16 protein-coding genes and 3 tRNA genes are annotated in these 21,516 nt (G+C 33.0%); 8 read left to right on the top strand and 11 right to left on the bottom strand.

Annotated features, from left to right (window positions below; all coding sequences use genetic code 11):
• The first annotated feature begins 6 nt into the window (after positions 1 to 6).
• A complete protein-coding gene (locus AB3G34_RS03275; protein WP_369753442.1) occupies positions 7 to 2,793 on the top strand; it encodes a T9SS type B sorting domain-containing protein in 2,787 nt (928 codons plus the stop codon).
• Between the two features lie 91 nt (positions 2,794 to 2,884).
• Here the strand turns inward: AB3G34_RS03275 and typA are convergent, their stop codons facing one another.
• Complete coding sequence (gene typA / locus AB3G34_RS03270; RefSeq protein ID WP_367752001.1) at positions 2,885 to 4,681, bottom strand: translational GTPase TypA; 1,797 nt, start codon at positions 4,679 to 4,681, stop codon at positions 2,885 to 2,887.
• 171 nt (positions 4,682 to 4,852) lie between these two features.
• Between typA and AB3G34_RS03265 the strand changes: the two genes are divergently transcribed.
• Together AB3G34_RS03265 and AB3G34_RS03260 are read left to right on the top strand one after the other, a co-directional pair.
• Entirely contained in the window at positions 4,853 to 6,565 is a 1,713-nt protein-coding gene (locus AB3G34_RS03265) for a PAS domain-containing protein (RefSeq protein WP_367768497.1), read from the top strand.
• Between the two features lie 3 nt (positions 6,566 to 6,568).
• Complete coding sequence (locus tag AB3G34_RS03260; RefSeq protein ID WP_367768496.1) at positions 6,569 to 6,979, top strand: response regulator; 411 nt, start codon at positions 6,569 to 6,571, stop codon at positions 6,977 to 6,979.
• Between the two features lie 98 nt (positions 6,980 to 7,077).
• Here AB3G34_RS03260 and rpsT read toward each other — a convergent pair whose 3' ends face one another.
• The 5 genes from rpsT to proS form a co-directional block, all read right to left on the bottom strand.
• Complete coding sequence (gene rpsT / locus AB3G34_RS03255; protein ID WP_072941373.1) at positions 7,078 to 7,329, bottom strand: 30S ribosomal protein S20; 252 nt, start codon at positions 7,327 to 7,329, stop codon at positions 7,078 to 7,080.
• Positions 7,330 to 7,364: 35 nt separating this feature from the next.
• Positions 7,365 to 7,436 (bottom strand) — tRNA-Glu (locus AB3G34_RS03250).
• Positions 7,437 to 7,475: 39 nt separating this feature from the next.
• A tRNA-Glu gene (locus tag AB3G34_RS03245) sits at positions 7,476 to 7,547 on the bottom strand.
• 47 nt (positions 7,548 to 7,594) lie between these two features.
• Positions 7,595 to 7,666, bottom strand: a tRNA-Glu gene (locus tag AB3G34_RS03240).
• 77 nt (positions 7,667 to 7,743) lie between these two features.
• Positions 7,744 to 9,222, bottom strand: a complete 1,479-nt coding sequence (gene proS / locus AB3G34_RS03235) for a proline--tRNA ligase (RefSeq protein ID WP_367768494.1) — start codon at positions 9,220 to 9,222, stop codon at positions 7,744 to 7,746.
• Positions 9,223 to 9,323: 101 nt separating this feature from the next.
• Here proS and AB3G34_RS03230 point away from each other — a divergent pair, with 101 nt between their 5' ends.
• The 5 genes from AB3G34_RS03230 to AB3G34_RS03210 all read left to right on the top strand — a co-directional run bounded on the left by AB3G34_RS03230 (position 9,324) and on the right by AB3G34_RS03210 (position 14,902).
• On the top strand, positions 9,324 to 10,334 hold the full coding sequence (locus AB3G34_RS03230) for a hypothetical protein (protein WP_367768491.1): 1,011 nt from the start codon (positions 9,324 to 9,326) through the stop codon (positions 10,332 to 10,334).
• A 31-nt stretch (positions 10,335 to 10,365) separates the two neighbouring features.
• On the top strand, positions 10,366 to 11,868 hold the full coding sequence (locus AB3G34_RS03225; protein WP_367768488.1) for an OmpP1/FadL family transporter: 1,503 nt from the start codon (positions 10,366 to 10,368) through the stop codon (positions 11,866 to 11,868).
• A 255-nt stretch (positions 11,869 to 12,123) separates the two neighbouring features.
• Positions 12,124 to 13,437 (top strand): 30S ribosomal protein S12 methylthiotransferase RimO, encoded by a 1,314-nt coding sequence (gene rimO, locus AB3G34_RS03220; protein ID WP_369753441.1) that lies wholly within the window; start codon positions 12,124 to 12,126, stop codon positions 13,435 to 13,437.
• 46 nt (positions 13,438 to 13,483) lie between these two features.
• A complete protein-coding gene (locus tag AB3G34_RS03215; RefSeq protein WP_367751987.1) occupies positions 13,484 to 13,963 on the top strand; it encodes a hypothetical protein in 480 nt (159 codons plus the stop codon).
• Positions 13,964 to 13,999: 36 nt separating this feature from the next.
• Positions 14,000 to 14,902 carry an N-acetylmuramoyl-L-alanine amidase gene (locus AB3G34_RS03210; RefSeq protein ID WP_367768482.1) on the top strand — a complete coding sequence of 301 codons (903 nt, stop codon included), beginning with the start codon at positions 14,000 to 14,002 and terminating at the stop codon, positions 14,900 to 14,902.
• A 197-nt stretch (positions 14,903 to 15,099) separates the two neighbouring features.
• Here the strand turns inward: AB3G34_RS03210 and AB3G34_RS03205 are convergent, their stop codons facing one another.
• The 5 genes from AB3G34_RS03205 to AB3G34_RS03185 form a co-directional block, all read right to left on the bottom strand.
• The gene (locus AB3G34_RS03205; protein WP_367768479.1) at positions 15,100 to 16,125 is read right to left on the bottom strand and encodes an outer membrane beta-barrel protein; all 1,026 of its coding nucleotides are present in this window, start codon (positions 16,123 to 16,125) and stop codon (positions 15,100 to 15,102) included.
• Between the two features lie 433 nt (positions 16,126 to 16,558).
• On the bottom strand, positions 16,559 to 17,521 hold the full coding sequence (locus AB3G34_RS03200) for a glycoside hydrolase family 5 protein (RefSeq protein WP_369753440.1): 963 nt from the start codon (positions 17,519 to 17,521) through the stop codon (positions 16,559 to 16,561).
• Between the two features lie 9 nt (positions 17,522 to 17,530).
• Positions 17,531 to 18,769 (bottom strand): glycoside hydrolase family 27 protein, encoded by a 1,239-nt coding sequence (locus AB3G34_RS03195; RefSeq protein ID WP_369753439.1) that lies wholly within the window; start codon positions 18,767 to 18,769, stop codon positions 17,531 to 17,533.
• An 86-nt stretch (positions 18,770 to 18,855) separates the two neighbouring features.
• Entirely contained in the window at positions 18,856 to 19,896 is a 1,041-nt protein-coding gene (locus tag AB3G34_RS03190; RefSeq protein ID WP_367768471.1) for an IPT/TIG domain-containing protein, read from the bottom strand.
• An 18-nt stretch (positions 19,897 to 19,914) separates the two neighbouring features.
• A complete protein-coding gene (locus AB3G34_RS03185) occupies positions 19,915 to 21,507 on the bottom strand; it encodes a RagB/SusD family nutrient uptake outer membrane protein (RefSeq protein WP_367768468.1) in 1,593 nt (530 codons plus the stop codon).
• Positions 21,508 to 21,516 lie beyond the last annotated feature (9 nt).

Below are 21,516 nucleotides of genomic sequence, written 5' to 3'. Positions count from 1 at the left end.
TAGGTCATGAAAATAAATATTTTTTTTGTTTTGGTTTTTTCATTATTAATAACTCCTTTATTTGCACAAAAAGAAGCTGCAATATGGTACTTTGGAGGTAATGCTGGATTAGACTTTAACTCAGGAAGTCCAGTTGCATTAAATAATGGAAAATTGGTCACAAATGAAGGCTGCGCTAGTATATCAGATAAAAATGGAAACATCTTATTTTATACTGACGGCTCAATTGTATACGACAAAACACATCAAGTAATGCCAAATGGTTATGGACTTCTTGGTCATAAATCCAGTACTCAATCGGCAATAATTGTTCCCAAACCAAAAAATCCTAATATCTATTATATTTTCACAGTAGACCAACCTAATCCCGATAATGTGGATGATGATTTAACAAATGATGAAGATCCTCCAAATGATGGTTTAAACTATTCAGTAGTAGATTTAAGATTAAATAATGGACTGGGTGACATCATAAGTACTGAAAAAAACATACATCTTATTACCTACAATCCAAATGATGCAGAAGATGTAAAATTTAAATGTTCTGAAAAAATTACTGCAGTTCAACATTTAGATGGTATTTCAATATGGGTAGTCACACATTTTAAAAACACTTTCTACTCCTTTAAAATTAGTACTCAAGGGCTAAATCAAAAACCCATTCAAACAACTACTCCTCTAGATGTTCCCACTAGTGGCTATATCTCTAATGCTATTGGTTACTTAAAATTTTCTCCTAATGGAAAAAAAATTGCCATGGCAAATACGGCGATAAGACTTACCAATGACTTGGGTCCAAAAGGAGAGGTAAGAAGAAATACAGGAAATGTTTTATTATACGACTTTGATGCAGGAACAGGTAAAATTAGTAATGGTATTACATTATTAAATAATGCCAATCCTTATGGAGTTGAATTCTCGGCAAAATCAAAAAAACTATATGTTACCGTAAACTTATTTGATCAAACCGGAAGAATGTCTTTGGGAAGTAATTTAATTCAATTTGATTTAAAAAATCCAAACATTCCATCTACAAATACAATTGTTAATAATTCGAATTATGTAGCGGGAGCGCTACAATTAGCCATTGATGAAAAAATATACCGTGTTGGTTACCCCAATGGCGGAGGATATATTGATAAAATGTCCGTAATAAACAATCCAGAATTAAATGGAACAAGTTGTAATTTTCTACAAAATGCTATTAGCTTAAATGGAGGAATATCACAGTTAGGATTACCCCCATTTATTACTTCCTTATTTCTATATACTTTTGAATATGAATTTAACTGCTTAGGAGATTCAACTCATTTCTTTTTAAACACTATTGAAAAAATTGACTCCGTGCAATGGGATTTTGGGGATGGTACAACATCAAATGCTATTGATGCTTATCATATTTACAAAAACCCCGGTGATTATAAAGTAACATTAATAAAAACTATAAATGGAGAAAATAGAGAGCCTATTGAAAAGACCATTACAATATATGAAAGTCCCATTATTTCAACGGATCCCTATACACTTGTTCAATGTGATACACAAGATTCAAATCCTTTAGATGGTCTTGCTACTTTTAATTTGGAAGCTGCAAATGATAAAATCACCTTCGGAAATAAAGAATATGATGTATTTTATTATCACACTATCAATGATGCAGAAAATGATGTCGACAATCTAAATTCTATCAACCCTATCTACAGAAACACTATTCCTGACGAATATATATACCTTAAAGTAACACAACCTAATTCATCTTGTTACAGAATTGGCACAGTAATTTTACATGCAAATAAAAACAATTCTATACTTCCAGAACCTTTGCATGAATGTGACAAGGGAGATGGAATAGGCGTATTTAATTTAGAAGAAAAAAAAGACGCAATTAGGAACGAGCTGGGGTTAACGCCAGATATTCTTTTGTTTTTTTACCCTACTGAACAAGATGCGTCATTAAGCACCAATGAACTTGAAAAAGAATATTCTTCAAATTCAAAAACTATATTTATTAGAGCTGAGAACAAAGAAGGATGTTATGGAACGGGACAATTTGATTTAATTGTAGAGCCAACACCAAAAATAAACACTTTTGAAAAAAGCTTTCTTTGTGAAAGCGAAAACCCATCTATTACAATCAATTCTGGTTTAGGTCCACAAGCTTTATCAAGTGATTATACTTTTTTATGGTCAACTGGAGAAACGACTCCTTCGATTACAGTAACTAAAGAAGGGGACTATAAAGTTATTGTAAAGAATAAATCTGGTTGCAGCGAAACTAGGACCTGCAGTGTAATAATGTCATATTTGGCAAAAATACAAAATATCGATGTACAAGATTTAGCTCCAATTAATCAAGTTACAATTGAACTTACAAATCCAGAAGACTATAGATATATGATTCATTTTGAAAATGGATTATCTACAGTATTTCAGGATAATCCAAATTTTAAAAATATACCTGGTGGATTTCATGAATTGATAATTGAAAACATAAATGGATGTGGCCTTGTAAAAAGAAATTTTGCCGTATTAGAAGCTGCACCTTTCTTTACACCTAATGGAGATGGGGCAAATGACAACTGGAATTTAAAAGGACTAAATGGGAGTGTTTATAAAAATGCAAAAATATTTATATTTGACAGATATGGAAAGCTGTTAAAGCAATTAAATCCCTCAAGTCCTGGTTGGGATGGAAATTACAACGGAGGCCCACTTCCTTCAGATGATTATTGGTTTAGTATTGAACTCGAAGATGGTAGAAAAGCGAAAGGCCATTTTAGTTTAAAAAGGTAACTAAACACAAACCATATAAAGACTGAAATAAAAGTAAAGACATAAAAAAAGCCATTCTTACGAATGGCTTTTATTTTATATAATAATAAAATTAGATTTTAAATCTTTTTCTATCAGTTTCTGTCAAATAAATTTTTCTTAAACGAATAGATTTTGGAGTACACTCTACATATTCATCTTTTTGAATGTATTCTAATGCTTCTTCAAGAGAGAAAATGATTGGCGGGATAATTCTCGCTTTTTCATCATTCCCAGAAGAACGTACGTTAGATTGTTTTTTCTCTTTAGTTACGTTTACACACATATCATCACCACGAGAGTTTTCTCCAATTACTTGACCTTCGTAGATTTCAGCATTTGGTTCAACAAAAAACTTACCACGATCTTGTAACTTATCGATAGAATAAGGAATAGCTTTTCCTTTTTCCATAGAAATTAACGAACCTTTATTACGTCCAGCAATTTCACCTTTGTAAGGTTCATACCCTATGAATCGGTGTGCCATAATAGCCTCACCAGCTGTAGCAGTAAGTAATTGATTACGTAATCCAATAATTCCACGTGATGGAATATTGAATTTTACAATCATACGCTCCCCTTTAGTTTCCATAGAAAGCATCTCACCTTTACGCATAGTAACAAATTCAACTGCTCTACCTGAAAGTGATTCTGGTAAGTCGATAGTTAATTCCTCGATAGGCTCACATTTTTTACCATCAATTTCTTTGATGATAACTTGTGGCTGACCAATTTGCAACTCATACCCTTCTCTTCTCATTGTTTCAATAAGAACAGATAAATGAAGTACACCACGACCAAAAACCATGAACTTATCAGCTGAATCAGTTTCACCCAATTTCATTGCTAAGTTTTTTTCTAATTCTTTTGTCAAACGGTCTCTAATATGACGTGAAGTTACAAATTTACCCTCTTTACCAAAGAAAGGAGAGTCATTAATTGTAAACAACATACTCATTGTAGGCTCGTCAATAGCAATAGACGCTAATGCTTCAGGGTTTTCAAAATCAGCAATAGTATCCCCAATTTCAAAACCTTCAACACCAATAATAGCGCAAATATCTCCAGCAATTACTTCTGTTACTTTTTTACGACCAAGTCCTTCAAAAGTATGTAATTCTTTAATTCTTGATTTAGAAACAGTACCATCTCTTTTTACTAAAGAAATTGGCATTCCTTCTTTTAAGACACCTCTTTCAAGACGTCCAATAGCGATACGACCCGTAAAAGCAGAAAAGTCTAAAGATGTAATTAACATCTGTGGAGTTCCTTCAGAAACTTTAGGTGCTGGTACATTTTCAATAACCATATCTAATAATGCTTCAACATTATCAGTTACGTTTTCCCAATGGTCAGACATCCAGTTATTCTTAGCAGAACCATAAACTGTTGGAAAATCCAACTGCTCTTCAGTAGCTCCTAATTCAAACATTAAGTCAAAAACTTTCTCATGTACTTCTTCAGGAGTACAGTTTTCTTTATCAACTTTATTTATAACAACACATGGTTTCAAACCAAGATCAAGCGCTTTTTGCAATACAAATCGCGTTTGTGGCATTGGTCCTTCAAAAGCATCTACTAGTAGACAAACTCCATCAGCCATGTTTAATACTCGTTCTACCTCACCACCAAAATCGGCGTGACCAGGAGTATCAATAATGTTAATTTTTGTTCCTTTATACTGAACAGAAACATTCTTGGAAGTAATGGTAATACCTCTTTCGCGCTCTAAGTCGTTGTTATCAAGGATTAGATCACCTGTGTTTTCGTTGTCACGAAATAACTGACAGTGATACATAATTTTATCAACCAAAGTTGTTTTACCGTGATCGACGTGGGCAATAATTGCAATGTTTCTTATAGATTCCATCTGTGATTTTTAATGGGTGCAAAGGTACACTTTTTTTTGATAAAAAAAATAAATACCTAATACTTTACATATTGTTAACGCATTACAGTCTAAAATTAACGTCAAAAATTTTCAAATAAATAACTTTAAAATGAAATTTTATATTTCATTTTAATTAATTACATTTGAGTAATGAAAAACAAAACGAATCAAATAACCGTAATTTATCTGCTCATCGCTATGTTTACGGCTATAGTTTTTCATAAACTATCCTTAATCTATTCAAAAGTAGAAAATTACGAAATTTTCAACTTCACAAAAGACCTATTCTTAGTACTATTTACAGGGCTAATTTACAGGTATATTTTATCCAAAAATGACAATCGAAATAAAGCCGTCTTTGAGAAACTCAAGAACACAAATGACGAAATTAAAGAGTCAAATGAAAAATATGACATTGTAGCAAAAGCAACAAGCGACACTATTTGGGACTGGAAAATACAAGATGACAAACTGCTTTGGAGCAAAGGAATAAAAGGTATTTTTGGATATAATGAGGACCAAGTAGGCGAAAGTTCAACATGGTGGTTTGACAAAATCCACCCAGAAGACAGTATAAGAATGTCTGTTAAACTATACTCGTTTATTGAGCAAAAAACAGAAAAATGGCAAGATGAATATCGTTTCAAATGCGCCGACAACTCTTATAAATATGTACTTGACAGAGGCTTCCTTTTAAAAGACGAAAGTGGCAAAGCTGTCAGAATGATTGGAGCTATTCAAGATATAACGAAACAAAAAGAAGAAGAACTTAGACTTAGATTATTAGAAACAGTAATCGTGCAAACTAAAGACTCTATAATTATTACTGAAGCTGACTTTAATAAAAGAAAACTACCAAAGATTATTTATGTGAACCCTGCATTTTCAATTATGACCGGATATTCTTCTAATGAGGTTATAGGAGAATCACCCGATTTATTAAAAGGGCCAAATTCTGATAAAAAAGAAATAAAAAAAATAATCTCTTCTATAAGAAACAGAGAAGAATGTGTAATAGAAATGATATGCTACAAAAAAAACAACCAAGAATTTTGGCTACGCTTTTCTATTATTCCAATTTATAATTCAGATAATGAATTATCTCACTGGGTCTCCATGCAACGAGATATTTCTGATGAGAAAAAACAAGAAAAAGAAAAAGAACAACTTATACTTGAATTAACTCAAACAAATAAAGATCTCAAGCAATTCTCTTATATTACTTCTCATAATTTAAGAGCTCCAATATCTAATTTAACAGGCCTTTTAAACCTAATCGAAGATATAACTATTAAAGACCCTGAATTAAAAGAAATCTTATATGGCTTTAATAAATCTACCCACTTACTTAACGAGACTGTCAATGATTTGACCAAAATCATGATAATAAAAGACAACCCTTCAATTCAAAAAGAAGAAGTCTCATTAAAAGAAGTTTTTGAAAATGTTTTTAGCCAACTTACCTTTCAAATAGACACTCATAAGCCTATCTTAAAAATTGATTTCGAAAAAGTTTCTGTATTAAATATAAACAAGTCTTATATTGAAAGCATATTACTCAATCTTTTGACTAATTCTATAAAATACAAGTCTGAAAATCAAAAATTAAAAATCACAATAACTGCAAACCAAGTTAACGATACCATAACATTACTATTCAAAGACAATGGAATTGGAATTGATTTAGAAAGAAATCGAGATAAAGTCTTTGGTCTTTACCAAAGGTTTCATAATTACCCAGACAGCAAAGGACTTGGACTCTATCTTGTAAAATCACAAGTAGAAGCGATGGGAGGAACGATTCAAATTGAAAGTACGGTAAATAAAGGGACTACTTTTACATTAATATTCAAAAACAAATAACCAATGCTAGATCTAATTTTATGTGTTGATGATGACCCCATAACACTTATGTTATGCAAAAAAGTAATCGGAAAAACAACATTTTCAAATAAGATAATTACAGCCCAAAATGGAGAAGAAGCACTCTCCTATTTTGATGCAATAAAAAACGACTTTGAAGTTAATAACAAATCTACACCACTCCCACAATTAATTTTCCTAGACTTAAACATGCCTGTAATGGGAGGATGGGAGTTTCTAGACTGTTTTAGTAGTTCAGATTATTCTAATTTCAACACTATTAAAGTAGTCGTTCTTTCCTCAACAATAGACCCAGAAGACCTGCAAAAAGCAAGCACTTATCCAATGGTTATAGACTTCCTATCTAAACCCATCACCTTATCAATGCTTGATTACCTCTCAAACAAAATCTAATATTCAACAACATAAATAAGTCATTATTAAAAAATAAAGCATATAAAAAAAGCTCCTTAAAAAGGAGCTTTTTTTATATAATCGATAAATTGAATGTATTACAATTTAGCAACAAATTTCGTTAATTTAGATTTTAAATTAGAAGCTTTGTTATCATGAATGATATTCTTTTTAGCTAATTTGTCAATCATAGATATTACATTTGACAATTTAGAAGTAGCATCTACTTTATCAGTAGCTATTCTTAACGCTTTGATAGCATTACGAGTAGTTTTGTGTTGGTATCTATTTAATACTCTTCTCTTTTCGTTACTTCTGATTCTCTTTAGAGCTGACTTATGATTTGCCATTTTATTATGTTTTTATCTTTTACTATTCTTTTTTGTAGTCCGTAAGGGAATCGAACCCCTGTTACCAAGACGAAATCTTGGCGTCCTAACCCCTAGACGAACGGACCATTATCCTCCTAAGTTTTTATCAATCTAAATTGAAATTGTAGCCCGTAGCGGAATCGAACCGCTCTTACATGGATGAAAACCATGCGTCCTAACCGATAGACGAACGGGCCATTTTTCCCTCTAAGTTTGGGATTACTTTAACCTGCAAAAAAAATAGTAGCCCGTAGCGGAATCGAACCGCTCTTACATGGATGAAAACCATGCGTCCTAACCGATAGACGAACGGGCCCTGCTTCTCTAATGCGGATGCAAAAATACAACTATTTTTGAGAAGTGCAATAGCAGACTTGAAAAAAATTAAAAAAATTAATATGCCTTTGCAAAAAGAACTCTTTTACCAGAAGGATTCCCAGTAAACACGCAGTTTCCCGACTCTTCTATCGCATCCAAAGGCACACATCTTATAGTAGCTTTGGTCAAATCTTTTATCTTCTCTTCAGTAGCAGCCGTTCCGTCCCAATGAGCTGATACAAAGCCTCCTTTAGTATCCAAAACTTCCTTAAACTCATCAAAACTATTTACTTCAGTGATATGAGTGTTACGATAATTTAATGCCTTATTAAATAAATCTTCTTGAATTGTAGCTAATAAATCACTGATATAAGTCGCAATTCCATCTTTAGGTTGCACTTCTTTTGTTAAAGTATCTCTTCTTGCTACTTCAAAAGTTCCGTTTTCTAAATCTTTGGGACCAACAGCAATTCGCACTGGAACCCCTTTTAATTCCCATTCAGCAAATTTAAATCCTGGTTTTTGAGTAGTTCTGTTATCATATTTCACTGAAACATTCCTTTTTTTCAATGCATCTATCAATACATTTACTTCAACTGTAATTTCATCAAGTTGTTCGTCCGTTTTATAAATAGGCACAATAACCACTTGAATAGGAGCCAAATTAGGAGGTAAAACCAATCCTTTATCATCTGAATGCGTCATTACTAAAGCACCCATCAATCGAGTTGAAACTCCCCATGAAGTTCCCCACACAAATTCTTGCTTTCCTTCGGCATTAGCAAATTTTACATCAAAAGCTTTCGCAAAATTCTGACCAAGAAAGTGAGACGTTCCTGCTTGCAATGCTTTTCCGTCTTGCATCAATGCTTCGATACAATACGTTTCCTCAGCACCAGCAAACCGTTCTGTTTCTGTTTTTATTCCTTTTACAACAGGAATAGCCATGAAATTTTCGGCAAATTCAGCATAAACGTTCATCATTTTTTCCGATTCTTCAATAGCTTCATTTCTTGTTGCATGAGCTGTGTGCCCTTCTTGCCATAAAAACTCAGCTGTTCTCAAGAATAAACGCGTTCTCATTTCCCATCGAACTACATTAGCCCATTGATTAATCAATAAAGGCAAATCACGATAAGACTGAACCCATCCTTTATAAGTTGACCAAATAATCGCTTCACTTGTTGGTCGAACAATAAGTTCTTCTTCTAATTTAGCATTAGGGTCAACCATCAATTTCCCAGGTTTATCTGGATCATTTTTCAGTCTGTAATGCGTTACAATAGCGCATTCTTTAGCAAATCCTTCTGCGTTTTTTTCTTCGGCTTCAAACATGCTCTTTGGAACAAATAAAGGAAAATAGGCGTTTTGATGCCCTGTTTCTTTAAACATTCTGTCTAGTTCTGCTTGCATTTTTTCCCAAATGGCATAACCGTAAGGTTTGATAACCATACAGCCTCTAACTCCTGAATTTTCGGCTAAATCCGCTTTTACAACCAGCTCGTTATACCATTTTGAATAATCTTCTGATCTTGTAGTAAGGTTCTTACTCATATTGAATAGTTTGGCACAAATTTTGTTTTGTTTTATTTAACTAAATAGTTCCACAAAACTAACTATTTTTGTAATGTGCAACAATAAAAAACCATACAGATATGAAAACTAATATTTTTTCATCCCAAAATACGCCAATTTATTCTATTATTGTATTTTTGAGTCTCTTATTCACTTCATGTGGATCCTATCAAAATAGCTCCTATTATGAACGTGATGGAATTTACGGCGGAAGCACTTCTAGCAGAACTGAGAGAGCTCCACAAAGTAATGAAAACAATCACTACAAAGACTATTTCAGTTCTCTCCAAGATGAGAATCAATCAACTGAGATTTTTACGAATATTGATGAATACAGTGATTACGATGCTGTAAATGATAGTTTACAACAATCAAACTCCAATTATGCTGACTGGGGAAATAATTATTCAAGAACAGATATTACAATACAACCAAACAATTGGGGAATCGGCTTTGGTTACGGAATGGGCTATTCATCATATGGATTAGGCTACGCTAATTACGGTTGGGGTTATCCTTATAACAGTTGGGCATATTCTAATTACGGATGGGGTTACCCTTATTACGGGTATGGGTATTCTAACTTTGGATGGGGTTATCCTTATTATGGCTATGGCTATCCATATTATGGTTATTCTAATTATGGATACAATTATTACAACAATCGCAATTATTCATACAATCCAAGTAGAAGAGGTTCTTCTTCTTACTATTCTAATACAGCAAATACAAACCGAAACTATAGCTCAAGAAACTATTCTCCAAACAGAACAAGCACTAATAGAAGTAGCAATACAGTAGACTATAGAAGAAACAATACAAATTTTAATACCTCAAGAACAAGTCCAACTTTTACTAGAAGAAGTGAATCACAAAACCAATCTTACAACACTCCAACTCGAAGAGTCAATACAAATACTAGTAGACAAACAAATTCAAATAGCTCAAGAAATGACAGCTATTCTCCATCAAGATCTAACAGTTCTTACAATAGCGGTGGAAACAATAGCAATAGTGGAAGATCCTCATCTGGCGGAGGCGGATCTTCATCTGGTGGAGGAAGATCATCATCTGGTGGAGGAAGAAGATAATAACAATTCATATTTATAAAAAATCATCAAAATGAAAAAATATATATTTTTAATAATGACAGGCTTAACTTTCGGTGTCGTACAATCACAAGAGGTAACCGATGCATTACGCTTTTCACAAGACAACTTAAACGGTACCGCACGATTCAAAGCAATGAGCGGTGCTTTTGGCGCTCTTGGAGGCGACCTATCTTCTCTAAGTGTTAATCCAGCTGGTTCAGCTGTATTTATAAACAATCAAATCGCAGTTACGTTAAGCAATAATGATATTAAAAATAATTCAACCTATTTTGGAACTACAACAACCGATAATAAGAATTCATTTGACTTAAGTCAAGCAGGAGGAGTTTTTGTTTTCAAAAACCAAAACCCAAGTAGTAATTGGAGCAAAATTGCTGTAGGTATCGATTATGAAAATACCAATAATTATAATAATTCTGTATTTTCTGCAGGAACCAACCCAACGAATTCCATCGCCAATTACTTTTTAAGTTATGCAAATGGAGTTCCTTTAAATACACTTGAAAATTCAAATTACGGTAGTTTAGACCACGGAACGCAACAAGCTTATTTTGGATACCAAGGGTACGTCATAAATCCTGAAACGACTGACGCTAACAACACCCAATACAATTCAAATGTTGCTCCAGGTGGAAATTACTACCAAGAAAATAGCGTCTACACTACTGGTTATAATGGAAAACTTTCTTTTAATGCTTCTACTTCATATAAAGATAAATTATACCTAGGAATAAATCTTAATTCACACTTTGCAGATTTCAGACAGTCTTCTGTTTTTTATGAAGACAACAACAACGCTTTAGACTCTAATTACAAAGTTACTAAAGCACAGTTTAATAATGAATTATACACTTATGGAACAGGATTTTCATTCCAATTAGGCGCCATCGCTAAAGTGACCAATGAAATGCGATTAGGACTAGCCTATGAATCATCAACATGGTATCATTTAAGTGACGAACTTTCTCAAAAACTTGTTGCTGTAAGTAGCAATGTTGACGGCTCTTTACCATCGGATGTAGTTGACCCAAGAATTACTAATGTTTATGCACCGTACAATTTACAAACACCAAGTAAATTAACAGGGAGTTTTGCTTATATTTTTGGAAAATCAGGATTAATAAGCATTGATTATGCGATAAAAGATTATAGCAAAACTAAATTCAAGCCAGAGAATGATGCCTATTTCAGTGGATTAAATAACACTATGAGTAACACTCTTAACAATACTGGCGAGCTAAGAATTGGTGCCGAATATAAAATTGAAAAAATAAGTTTAAGAGGAGGATATCGATATGAACAAAGTCCTTACAAAAACGGAACAACAATAGGAGACTTAACTGGATATTCAGGCGGTTTAGGCTACAACTTTGGATCTACTAAAGCGGATTTAGCTTATTCTTACGCCAAAAGAGATTCACAACAAGGATTTTTTAGTCAAGGGTTAACTGATGGAGCCAAAATCAACTCCATTAACAACAACATTACTTTCACCCTATTATTTGAATTGTAAATAATACGAAGAAACAATTACAAACCGTCTCGTTCTAATTTTAACAAGACGGTTTTTTTCTAGCCTTAATAGCAGTGAAAATCCTCCCGATTTTTCTCAGGAGATTACTTCACTAAATCTTTATTTAGAAAGGAGTTCAGTGAACTTCGTTTGTATCGGATAGCAGGAATAGCTCCATAAAAAATAGCTAAAAAGAAGGGAAACAAGTTCTGTTTGAATAAAAAAGCGTAATTTTGCACTCCAATTTACAAATCTATGAGAACCAAGTCTTTAAAAAAGAATAAAATCAACGTGATCACCCTTGGGTGTTCAAAAAACATATACGATAGCGAAGTTTTAATGGGGCAACTTCGTGCCAACGGAAAAGAGGTTGAACACGAGGCTCCAGCAGAAACAGAAGGTAACATTATTGTTATTAATACGTGTGGATTTATTGATAATGCCAAAGCAGAATCAGTAAATATGATTTTAGAATATGCCGATAAGAAAGAAAGAGGATTGGTTGACAAAGTTTTCGTTACAGGTTGTTTATCTGAACGTTACAGACCTGATTTAGAGAAAGAAATTCCAAATGTGGATCAATTCTTTGGAACAACTGAATTACCTGCGTTATTAAAAGCCTTAGGAGCGGACTATAAACATGAATTACTTGGGGAACGTTTGACTACTACTCCAAAAAATTATGCCTACTTAAAAATTGCTGAAGGTTGCGATAGACCATGTAGTTTTTGTGCTATTCCAATTATGCGTGGAAAACACGTTTCTCAAACTATTGAAAAACTAGTAAAAGAAGCAGAAGGTCTAGCAAGAGATGGTGTAAAAGAATTAATTTTAATTGCTCAAGATTTAACTTATTATGGTCTTGATATTTACAAAAAACGTAATCTTGGTGAATTATTAGAAGCACTAGTTAAAGTAGAAGGTATTGAATGGATTCGTTTGCATTACGCCTTCCCTACTGGTTTTCCAATGGATGTTTTGGAAATCATGAAACGTGAACCAAAAATTTGTAATTATATTGATATTCCATTACAACATATTTCAGATTCTATATTGAAATCAATGCGTCGTGGAACAACACAAGAGAAAACAACTAAATTACTGAAAGATTTCCGTACAGCAGTTCCAGAAATGGCGATTCGTACGACTTTAATCGTAGGATATCCAGGAGAAACACAAGAAGATTTTAACATCTTAAAAGACTGGGTTCAAGAAATGAAATTTGACAGAATGGGTTGTTTTGCTTATTCTCATGAAGAAAACACACACGCTTACTTATTAGAAGACGATGTTCCAGCTGATGTAAAACAAGACCGTGCAAACGAAATAATGGAACTGCAATCACAAATTTCATGGGATTTAAACCAATTAAAACTAGGTAAAACATTCAAATGTATTATCGACAGAAAAGAAGGCGGTCATTTTGTAGGAAGAACTGAATTTGACAGTCCTGATGTAGATAACGAAGTTCTTATTGATGCTTCTAAATTTTATTTGAAAACTGGTGATTTTGCTATGATTAAGATTATTGAAGCAACTGAATTTGACTTATACGGAGAGCCAGCCTAATTTTATATTATCTTATTCCACATTATAAATCACTAAAAAAATAAACATGAAAACAATTCACTCTTTACTAGTTTTGACACTTGTGTTATTATCAATTAATTCTGTTTCGGCTCAATATGGAAATAATGGGTATGGTGGTTATGGTAATGGATATGGCGGAGGTGGTTATGGTGGAGGACGAATGGGGCAAATGAGTCAATTGAATCAAGGCCCAAGTCATGATAAACCTAAGGAAATACCTGTAGAAGTAACCGTAGGTAAAATAATGGAAAAACTAAAACTTGAACTTGATCTTGACGCTTTACAAGAGATTGCTATATCAAATGTTTTAATTGAAAGCATTCGCTCTCAAGGAATTTTAATAAAGGGAGAGACCAGTCAAGAGCAAAAAATAGAGGAAATAAAAGCGCTTTCTGAAACTACTGACAGAAAAATTAACGAATTTTTGAATGAAGACCAAAAAGTAAAATACAAAGCACTAAACGAAGAAAGCAACAGCAAAAAAAGATCAAGAAGAAATAGATAAAAATTATTGATCAACAATAAGCCCCTTGTTAATACTATGAAAAAATATTTTTATTACTTCATTCTTACAATTGTTATTACATCCTGCTCCACAAATCCATATAAGGCAAGTGAAAAGGAATATGATAGCAAACTAAAATCTTTTAAAGAAACAATTTCAAGTAAAGAACCAGAAGCATTACCTATTGTCACAAAAACTATAATTAGTATTGATAATGTGTACACAAAACAATTATATACTTTTAAAGATACAATATCTAAAATGGGGTCTACCCCAATAGGAAATGGTATAAAAACGGAATGGATTGGAACTGTAAATTTTAATTTACGTAAACCAAATTTTATTATCATACACCATACCGCACAAGACTCGATTCAACAAACTATCAAAACATTTACTCTTACAAGAACACAAGTAAGTGCACATTATGTGATAGGAGATGATGGAAGTGTAGTACAAATGCTAAATGACTACTTACGCGCCTGGCATGCTGGCAGTGGATCATGGGGGAAAAATACAGATGTAAATTCGGCTTCAATAGGAATTGAATTAGACAATAATGGCACAGAGCCCTTTTCAGAAGCTCAGATAACTAGTTTAATGGCGTTATTGAGTAAATTAAAAAGAGAATACAACATTCCTGCTCAAAATATTATTGGCCATTCCGATATTGCTCCTACTCGAAAAAATGATCCAAGTACCCTATTCCCTTGGAAAACATTGGCCGAAAATGGATTTGGAATATGGAAAGATGATCTTTTAGAAACAGCTCCAGTAAATTTTAATCCAGAGCAAGGGTTACGAATTATAGGATATAACACAAAAAATCTTTCAGCTGCAATTATAGCTTTCAAACGCCATTTTATTCAAACAGATGTAAGTGATATACTAGATGAAAATACAATAAACACTATTTATTCCATATACAAAAAACAATAGCTAGTAGTTTATAGACTATAAAAAAAGAGTTTTCCATATGGAAAACTCTTTTTTTATAGTCTTATTTTATGAAGCACTATCGAGACAATACATCATAAAAAAACTGCCAAAATACTAGAGTTATTTTGACAGTCAAAAAAAAAAATTATAAGTTATTATTACAAATATATAATCTAAAATTCTTTTATGGTTTATGGTTAGAAACCATATACAACTCCAAAAGCAAACTGTGCAGCAGATTTTGTTGCAGCCATATTAGAGTCAACAAATACTTCATCAGATGAATTATCTATTCTAAACTCCGGAATAAATGTTAATCCTCCTGATTTTAAATTGGCTGAAAATGTTAATGCAGTAACTGAAGTATCTCCAGAACCTTTTTTATAATCAAAATACTCCCCACGTAAACCTAAGCCAAAATTATCAGAGATTGCATAAGATGGGTACAAAGCAACACCTGTATAACCAACATCACCATCGTTAGAGTAATCAGCAGCATTAAGACCTAATAAAAATTTATCAGAAAGTTTGAATGTTGCAGTTAAGTCAACGATTGTACCACTTACTGAACCATCCATAAAGTTGATGTAAGCATTTACCCCTTCAGTTGGAGCTAAAGATAATTGAGCTCCAAAAGCGTTTAATCCTTTAAATGCATCTGCTTGATAAGAATTCCAAGCATCATTAAATGCACCTACCATTAAACCTACTTTATCAGTTATGGCGTAGTTAGCTTTAACACCTGCATTTTGGAATGGTCCATTAGTAAACAAATAAGAAGTTGAATAATGGAAATTAGCTAAAGGAGAAATCACTTCATATCCTATAAATGTTCCCATAAAACCAGCGGTAAAACTTAATTTATCAGTTGCTGCATAAGTAGCATACAAGTTTTGAATATGGAAAGAGTTAGCGCCTAACTCATCGTAAGTACCATCGGAATTTAAGATAGATTGAAATTGCCCTCTAGGACCAAAAGAAATCTCACCTACAAAAGAGGTTTTACCAGTTGTTTTTTTCAATGCGATATCGATCATTCCTAAAGAAACAGAGTTTTGATCTGAAGCAAAACTTGTTGGGATGTTTGCTGTTTTAGAAAAGTCATATTTATAATAAAGATCTCCCGAACCTGAAATTTCTAATGGTGTTGATGTTGGTGCATCTTGAGCAAATGTCATAGTTCCCGTCAGCACAAAAGCCAACATAATTACTACTTTTTTCATATTAATTTAGTTTTAGTTAGTTACTTTTTTAATCGTTTTTTAATGATAAAAAATGTTAAAGAAGGAATTTTTCCTTGTTCTGGGGACGAATTTATTAACTTTTATTTAAGATAAATAAATAAAATCCGAATTTTTAACTTAAAACTGTTAGAATTATTAATTACAAAAAAACACTTAAAAAAAATATGTATTCCTCATTTTTGACGATGTAAAAACAAAATATTCATAACGCGTTTCTCAGTCAAACCCCCTTATTTTTCAAACAATAAACGGTTAAAACAAAATAAAAAACGATTAAAAACAATAAAAAACATGCTAAAAACACAAATACCCCTATTAAAAAATAGGGGCACCCATATAAACTACAAATAAAAAAAAACAAATTTCACTATTAAAAAACTACACTGTTATTTTTACAGTCTATTTTATCACACTATTCTTTGTTATATTTCCGTAATAATTCTCGTACCTTAATTCCAGATTCTTTCAAATCTATCTTTTTCCAATTTCCATTAGACTTTGCCGATTTTTTTAGAATCGAACAGGTTTCATCTTTATCAGAAACCGACCATGTAATCCAACTTATTTTTTTTGATTCCATCCAATCAATATATTCTTGCCAAGCCTTATAGTCTAAAGGTCCATCTCCAGTGGCTTCCATACCAGCAGACTCTGAAACAAAAATGGGTAAACCAGATTTTATCGCTTCATCAGTTCTGTCTCGCAATACTTTTTGATGAGTCGCTGCATAAAAATGCATCGTATACATTAGATTCTTATATCCTTTTATAGGATCCTCAGCAGGAAGGTTAACATCTTGATCCCAGCGAGGACTCCCTACTAAAATTACGTTGTTAGGATCGTTAGTTCGTATTACCTTTATTACTTCTTCAGCATACGCTTTTACTTCGGGCCAAGTTTCGTAATCTGGTTCATTAAAAACTTCATATATAATATTAGGATACTTTCCGTATTTTTTTGACATCTCATCAAAAAATACTTTAGACTCTTCCAAATTAATATTATGGCTATGCCAATCAATAATCACATAAATATCCGATTTGATGGCTCCTTCTACTACTGCTTCAATTTTTTCTTTTGAGAATTCAGGCTTCTTAATGTAAGGACTTTCTCCAGCTTCAACACCCATAGCTGCTCGGACAACAGTACATTTAAAATCTTTCTTTAACCAACTTACTGCATCTTCATTATAAAACCGTGGCCACATACTATGCCAACCAAAGCTCGTCCCTCGCAATACTATAGGTTCATTATTAACATCCACAAGTTGTGTACCTGCTACTTTTAACTGCCCGTGCTTTTTTACAAATTGAGCATTCATTAGACTGGAACACATTAAAAGCAACATTATAATAATCTTATAAATTATACTCATAGTTTATTTTTATTTAATTAGTTTCAAAGTAATTACATCATGAGAAGCAATAGTAACCATTAAATTCTTGTTGGTAGTACCTATATCCTTGTTATTCCAAAGGTCTTTCAACTTGAATATTGTTTTATTGAAATCGGCTTCAAAGCCAAAGTCAGGGTCTTTAATTGGGTTCTTTTTCCAATCAAAATTAATATTTTTAGCTACTTCTGTTCTGTTTAAAAATGTAACTGCCCAGTTTCCATCAGATAATGGCTTCACCCATACTTCTAATCCATCTACTGCTGAAAGTTTAAACCCTTGAATCCCTAATTTATCCTGATTGACTGCAATTAATGCCTTATTAGTTAAAATCGCCAAGGTTTCTTTAGACATTTTTCTAAAATCATTACCTGCTATTAATGGTGAAGCTAACATGGACCACATCGTAAAATGGGTTTTATCTTCAGTATTTGTCATTCCATCACCCACTTCCATCATATCAAAATCATTCCAATGATCAGGTCCTGAATATTTACGAATGTCTTTACGCATTTCGGCAATTTTCATAAATCCCCAAGAAGACCAGTTTCCTTCTTCATGGTGAAATTCACAATCAAAACAAGGATAAATATCTCCCGAAATTCTCCAAAGATTCCCAATCGGTTCCCCCCATTCCCAAGGTTTATTATCTCCCCATTCACAAAGACTAAAAACAATAGGTCTTCCCGCTTTTTTAAGCGCGTTACTCATCGTTGCATACGCTTCGGGAGCATTAATTCCTGCTGTATTACACCAATCATACTTTAGATAATCTATTTCTAGGCTAGCGTAAAATCGTGCATCTTGATATTCATATCCTCGTGTACCTGGATACCCTGCACAAGTTTGTGTTCCTGCACAATTGTATAGTCCAAATTTCAAACCTTTAGAATGAACATAATCAATTAAGGCTTTCATTCCACTTGGAAATTTAATAGGATCCGGAACTAAATCTCCATTAGCATCTCTTTCTCTAGTCATCCATCCATCATCTAGGACAATATATTTATAACCAGCGGCTGCCATTCCTGTACTTACCATAATATCGGCAGTTTCTTTTACTAGTTTTTCATTTATATTGGTTTCAAATGTATTCCAAGAATTCCAACCCATTGGTGGAGCCATAGCAAGACCTTCAAATTTTCCACCAGTTTGATTCACTTTATTTCCTTGGCTAAAGCCTACAAAAGAGGTTAGTAATGTTAAAAAACTTATTGTTATTTTTTTCATATTTAATTATTAACATAGATTAAAAAAAAGAATTCCCTAATTTTTAAATTAGGGAATTGCTCAACCAAACTCACTTAAACAAAATATTATTTTAAGACAAATCCCATATCGTCCATAAGGATTGTATTTCCTCCAAAACTACCTGACTCTTGTAAAGTCAACTGATCAAATGTAGTAGGATTGCCAATTTCAGAAAAAGGAATCTCGATATAGGTCCAATCAGTTGATAGTGCCTTTTTAATTTGAAATGCCCATCCTCCAAAAACAAATATAACACTGGCATCTGCATTAGTAGAAATGCTTTTAACACGAACTCTAAATGCTTTATATTTTGTTACATCTCTGGAAGCAAACTTCATATCAGCACCATTCCATCCACCAAAAATAAATTTTATACTTTTTAACCCTTGAGCCTTATCCGAAGTGTAATCGGTATTAAAAGTATCAGCCCCATTCCACATCCAATGCCCCGCATCTCCTTGCAAAGCATCATCATAAAGTGCCGAACCAATAGCAGCAGCAGATTTAATCGTACCTGAAATAGTGGTTACATTTACATATTTACCATCTGAATTTGCAGGAATTTTTACTTTAATCTCTGTTAATGAAGACGAAATTACTGGAGTAGCAGTTGTACCGATAGTCACCACAGGGTCAAGAAAAAAGTTCCCGTATATTGTAATAATATCGCCCTCAACAGCATTGATTGGATTAAATCCAAATAATAAAACAGGGGCTGGCGGAGCCACAACAAATGGATAAGTTACAGTCCCATTTTTAGTAACAATCTTTAACTCATTAGATGAGTTTGCATATGGAGTATTCAAATCAATAGTTACAAAAATTGCTGTATCCGTTACTAAAGTTGGGTTAAAATAAGTATCCGTATCATTAAAATATATTTTTTCAACAGTACTAAAACCAGACCCTTTTATGATATACACATTATTTGCAAAACCAACAGCTGTAGGTACTAAATCCCCAGCTTCTGACTTACTCACGCTTTCAATTGTCAAAGCTGATGATGCAGTCCCATTATCGTCATTTGAACATGAAGATAGTACACTAATAAATATTGTAGCCATCATCAGAAAGCTCAATAAATATTTTATTTTTAATTTTTTCATAATCATTATTTTTTAATATTATTTGAAAGTATAAGGAACTGGAGCTTCCAATAATTTTGGATTTTTAGCAACATCATTATCTGGGTAAGGCATTAAAAAGTCATTAGCCTGTCTATTTACCGGGTCATAAATTGGAGTAAAATAGGCAGAACCATTCTTATCTCCTCTATTTTGAGCAGCCATAATTGCTATTGCTTTTGTTTTATCAATTCTCCCTAAATCAAACCAATAATCTCCTTCAAAACATAACTCTAACCTTCTTTCTTTAAAAATATCATCAAAAGTAATTGATGTTTTACTGGCTAATCCTGCTCTATTTCTAACAGCATTAAATGAACGTAATGCTGCTGCATCACCTGTACTTGATCCACCTGCTAAAATAGCCTCAGCGTGTATCAATAGCAACTCAGCATAACGCATCACATAGCTATTATTATCCATCATCGCCCAGGCATCTGTTGGTCCAGTTGCATCAGATTTTACACCAATGCAATATTTCTTAATTCCTCCCCCAGAACCTTGAGCATTATTTTCATCAGGAACAGTAAAACCAATCCCTGTTGTAGTGTTCATATTAGGATATACATCTCCAGGAGTCATTACAGTTTCATGTTTTCTTTTATCTCCAGTAACATATAAAGACATCACTTCTTGAGAAGGACCAAACACACCTCCATAGGAAGCATTTGAAGTAGAAACTGTAGATGAACTTATACCAAATTGTGTATTGCAATTGTTTCCTGAACCGTAATTCCCATCCCCTTTCCATTGTAATGCAAATATTGATTCTTCATTATTGTTGTTTTTATACAAAAATAAATCAGCAAAACTTTTATCTGGTAATTGATCGCCTCCAAGAAGTTTAAACTCCCCACTATTAATTACACTCTCTGCCATCAATTTAGCATTAGGATAATCTTTTTGGTATAAGTAAACTTTAGCTAAAAAAGCTTTTGCAGATCCTTTTGAAACATGTCCATTAACCCCATAATTAGCCCCTCTAGTTCTATCAGCTAATCGATCAATCGCTTGGAGATAATCCATAGTGATTAACTTATAGATATCTTCAACTGAATTAGTATTAACATTAGGATTACTAGAGAAATCTAAATTGTTTTCTATAATAGGTACAGCTCCCCATATTCTCACTAAATCAAAATAGGCAGTCGCTCTCATAAAATAAGCTTCTCCAATTGTGTTTTGAACAACAGCTGGATTAACTGCTGAACCAACTCTTGATTCCAAGAAATTAATTATTGCATTAGCTTGAGCGACATTAGCCCAAAGTGACGCCCAACCATTTTCCAATTCAGGATCACTCCCGTTTAAAGAAAATGTTCTTAAACCACTTACATCTGGTGAACCTGAATACATGTTACCTGATCCTACTTCTAGAGCCCAATAGAACTTATTATACATTTGAAACCAAGTTCTACTGTACATCCCATTAGTAGCCGATGCTACCTGCTCATTAGTACTGTAATAAGAATCTAAACTTATTGCATCCTCTGGAGGTCTGTTTGTGAAGTCTTCCTGACAAGACCCAAAAACTAAAAATACAATTGCTACACTAAGCAATCTATAGGTGTTAAAAAAAGTTTTATATTTCATCTTTCTAAT

The organism is Flavobacterium sp. WC2409 (assembly GCF_041200085.1).
Taxonomy (GTDB): domain Bacteria; phylum Bacteroidota; class Bacteroidia; order Flavobacteriales; family Flavobacteriaceae; genus Flavobacterium.
This window is presented reverse-complemented; position numbering and strand designations above follow the sequence as displayed.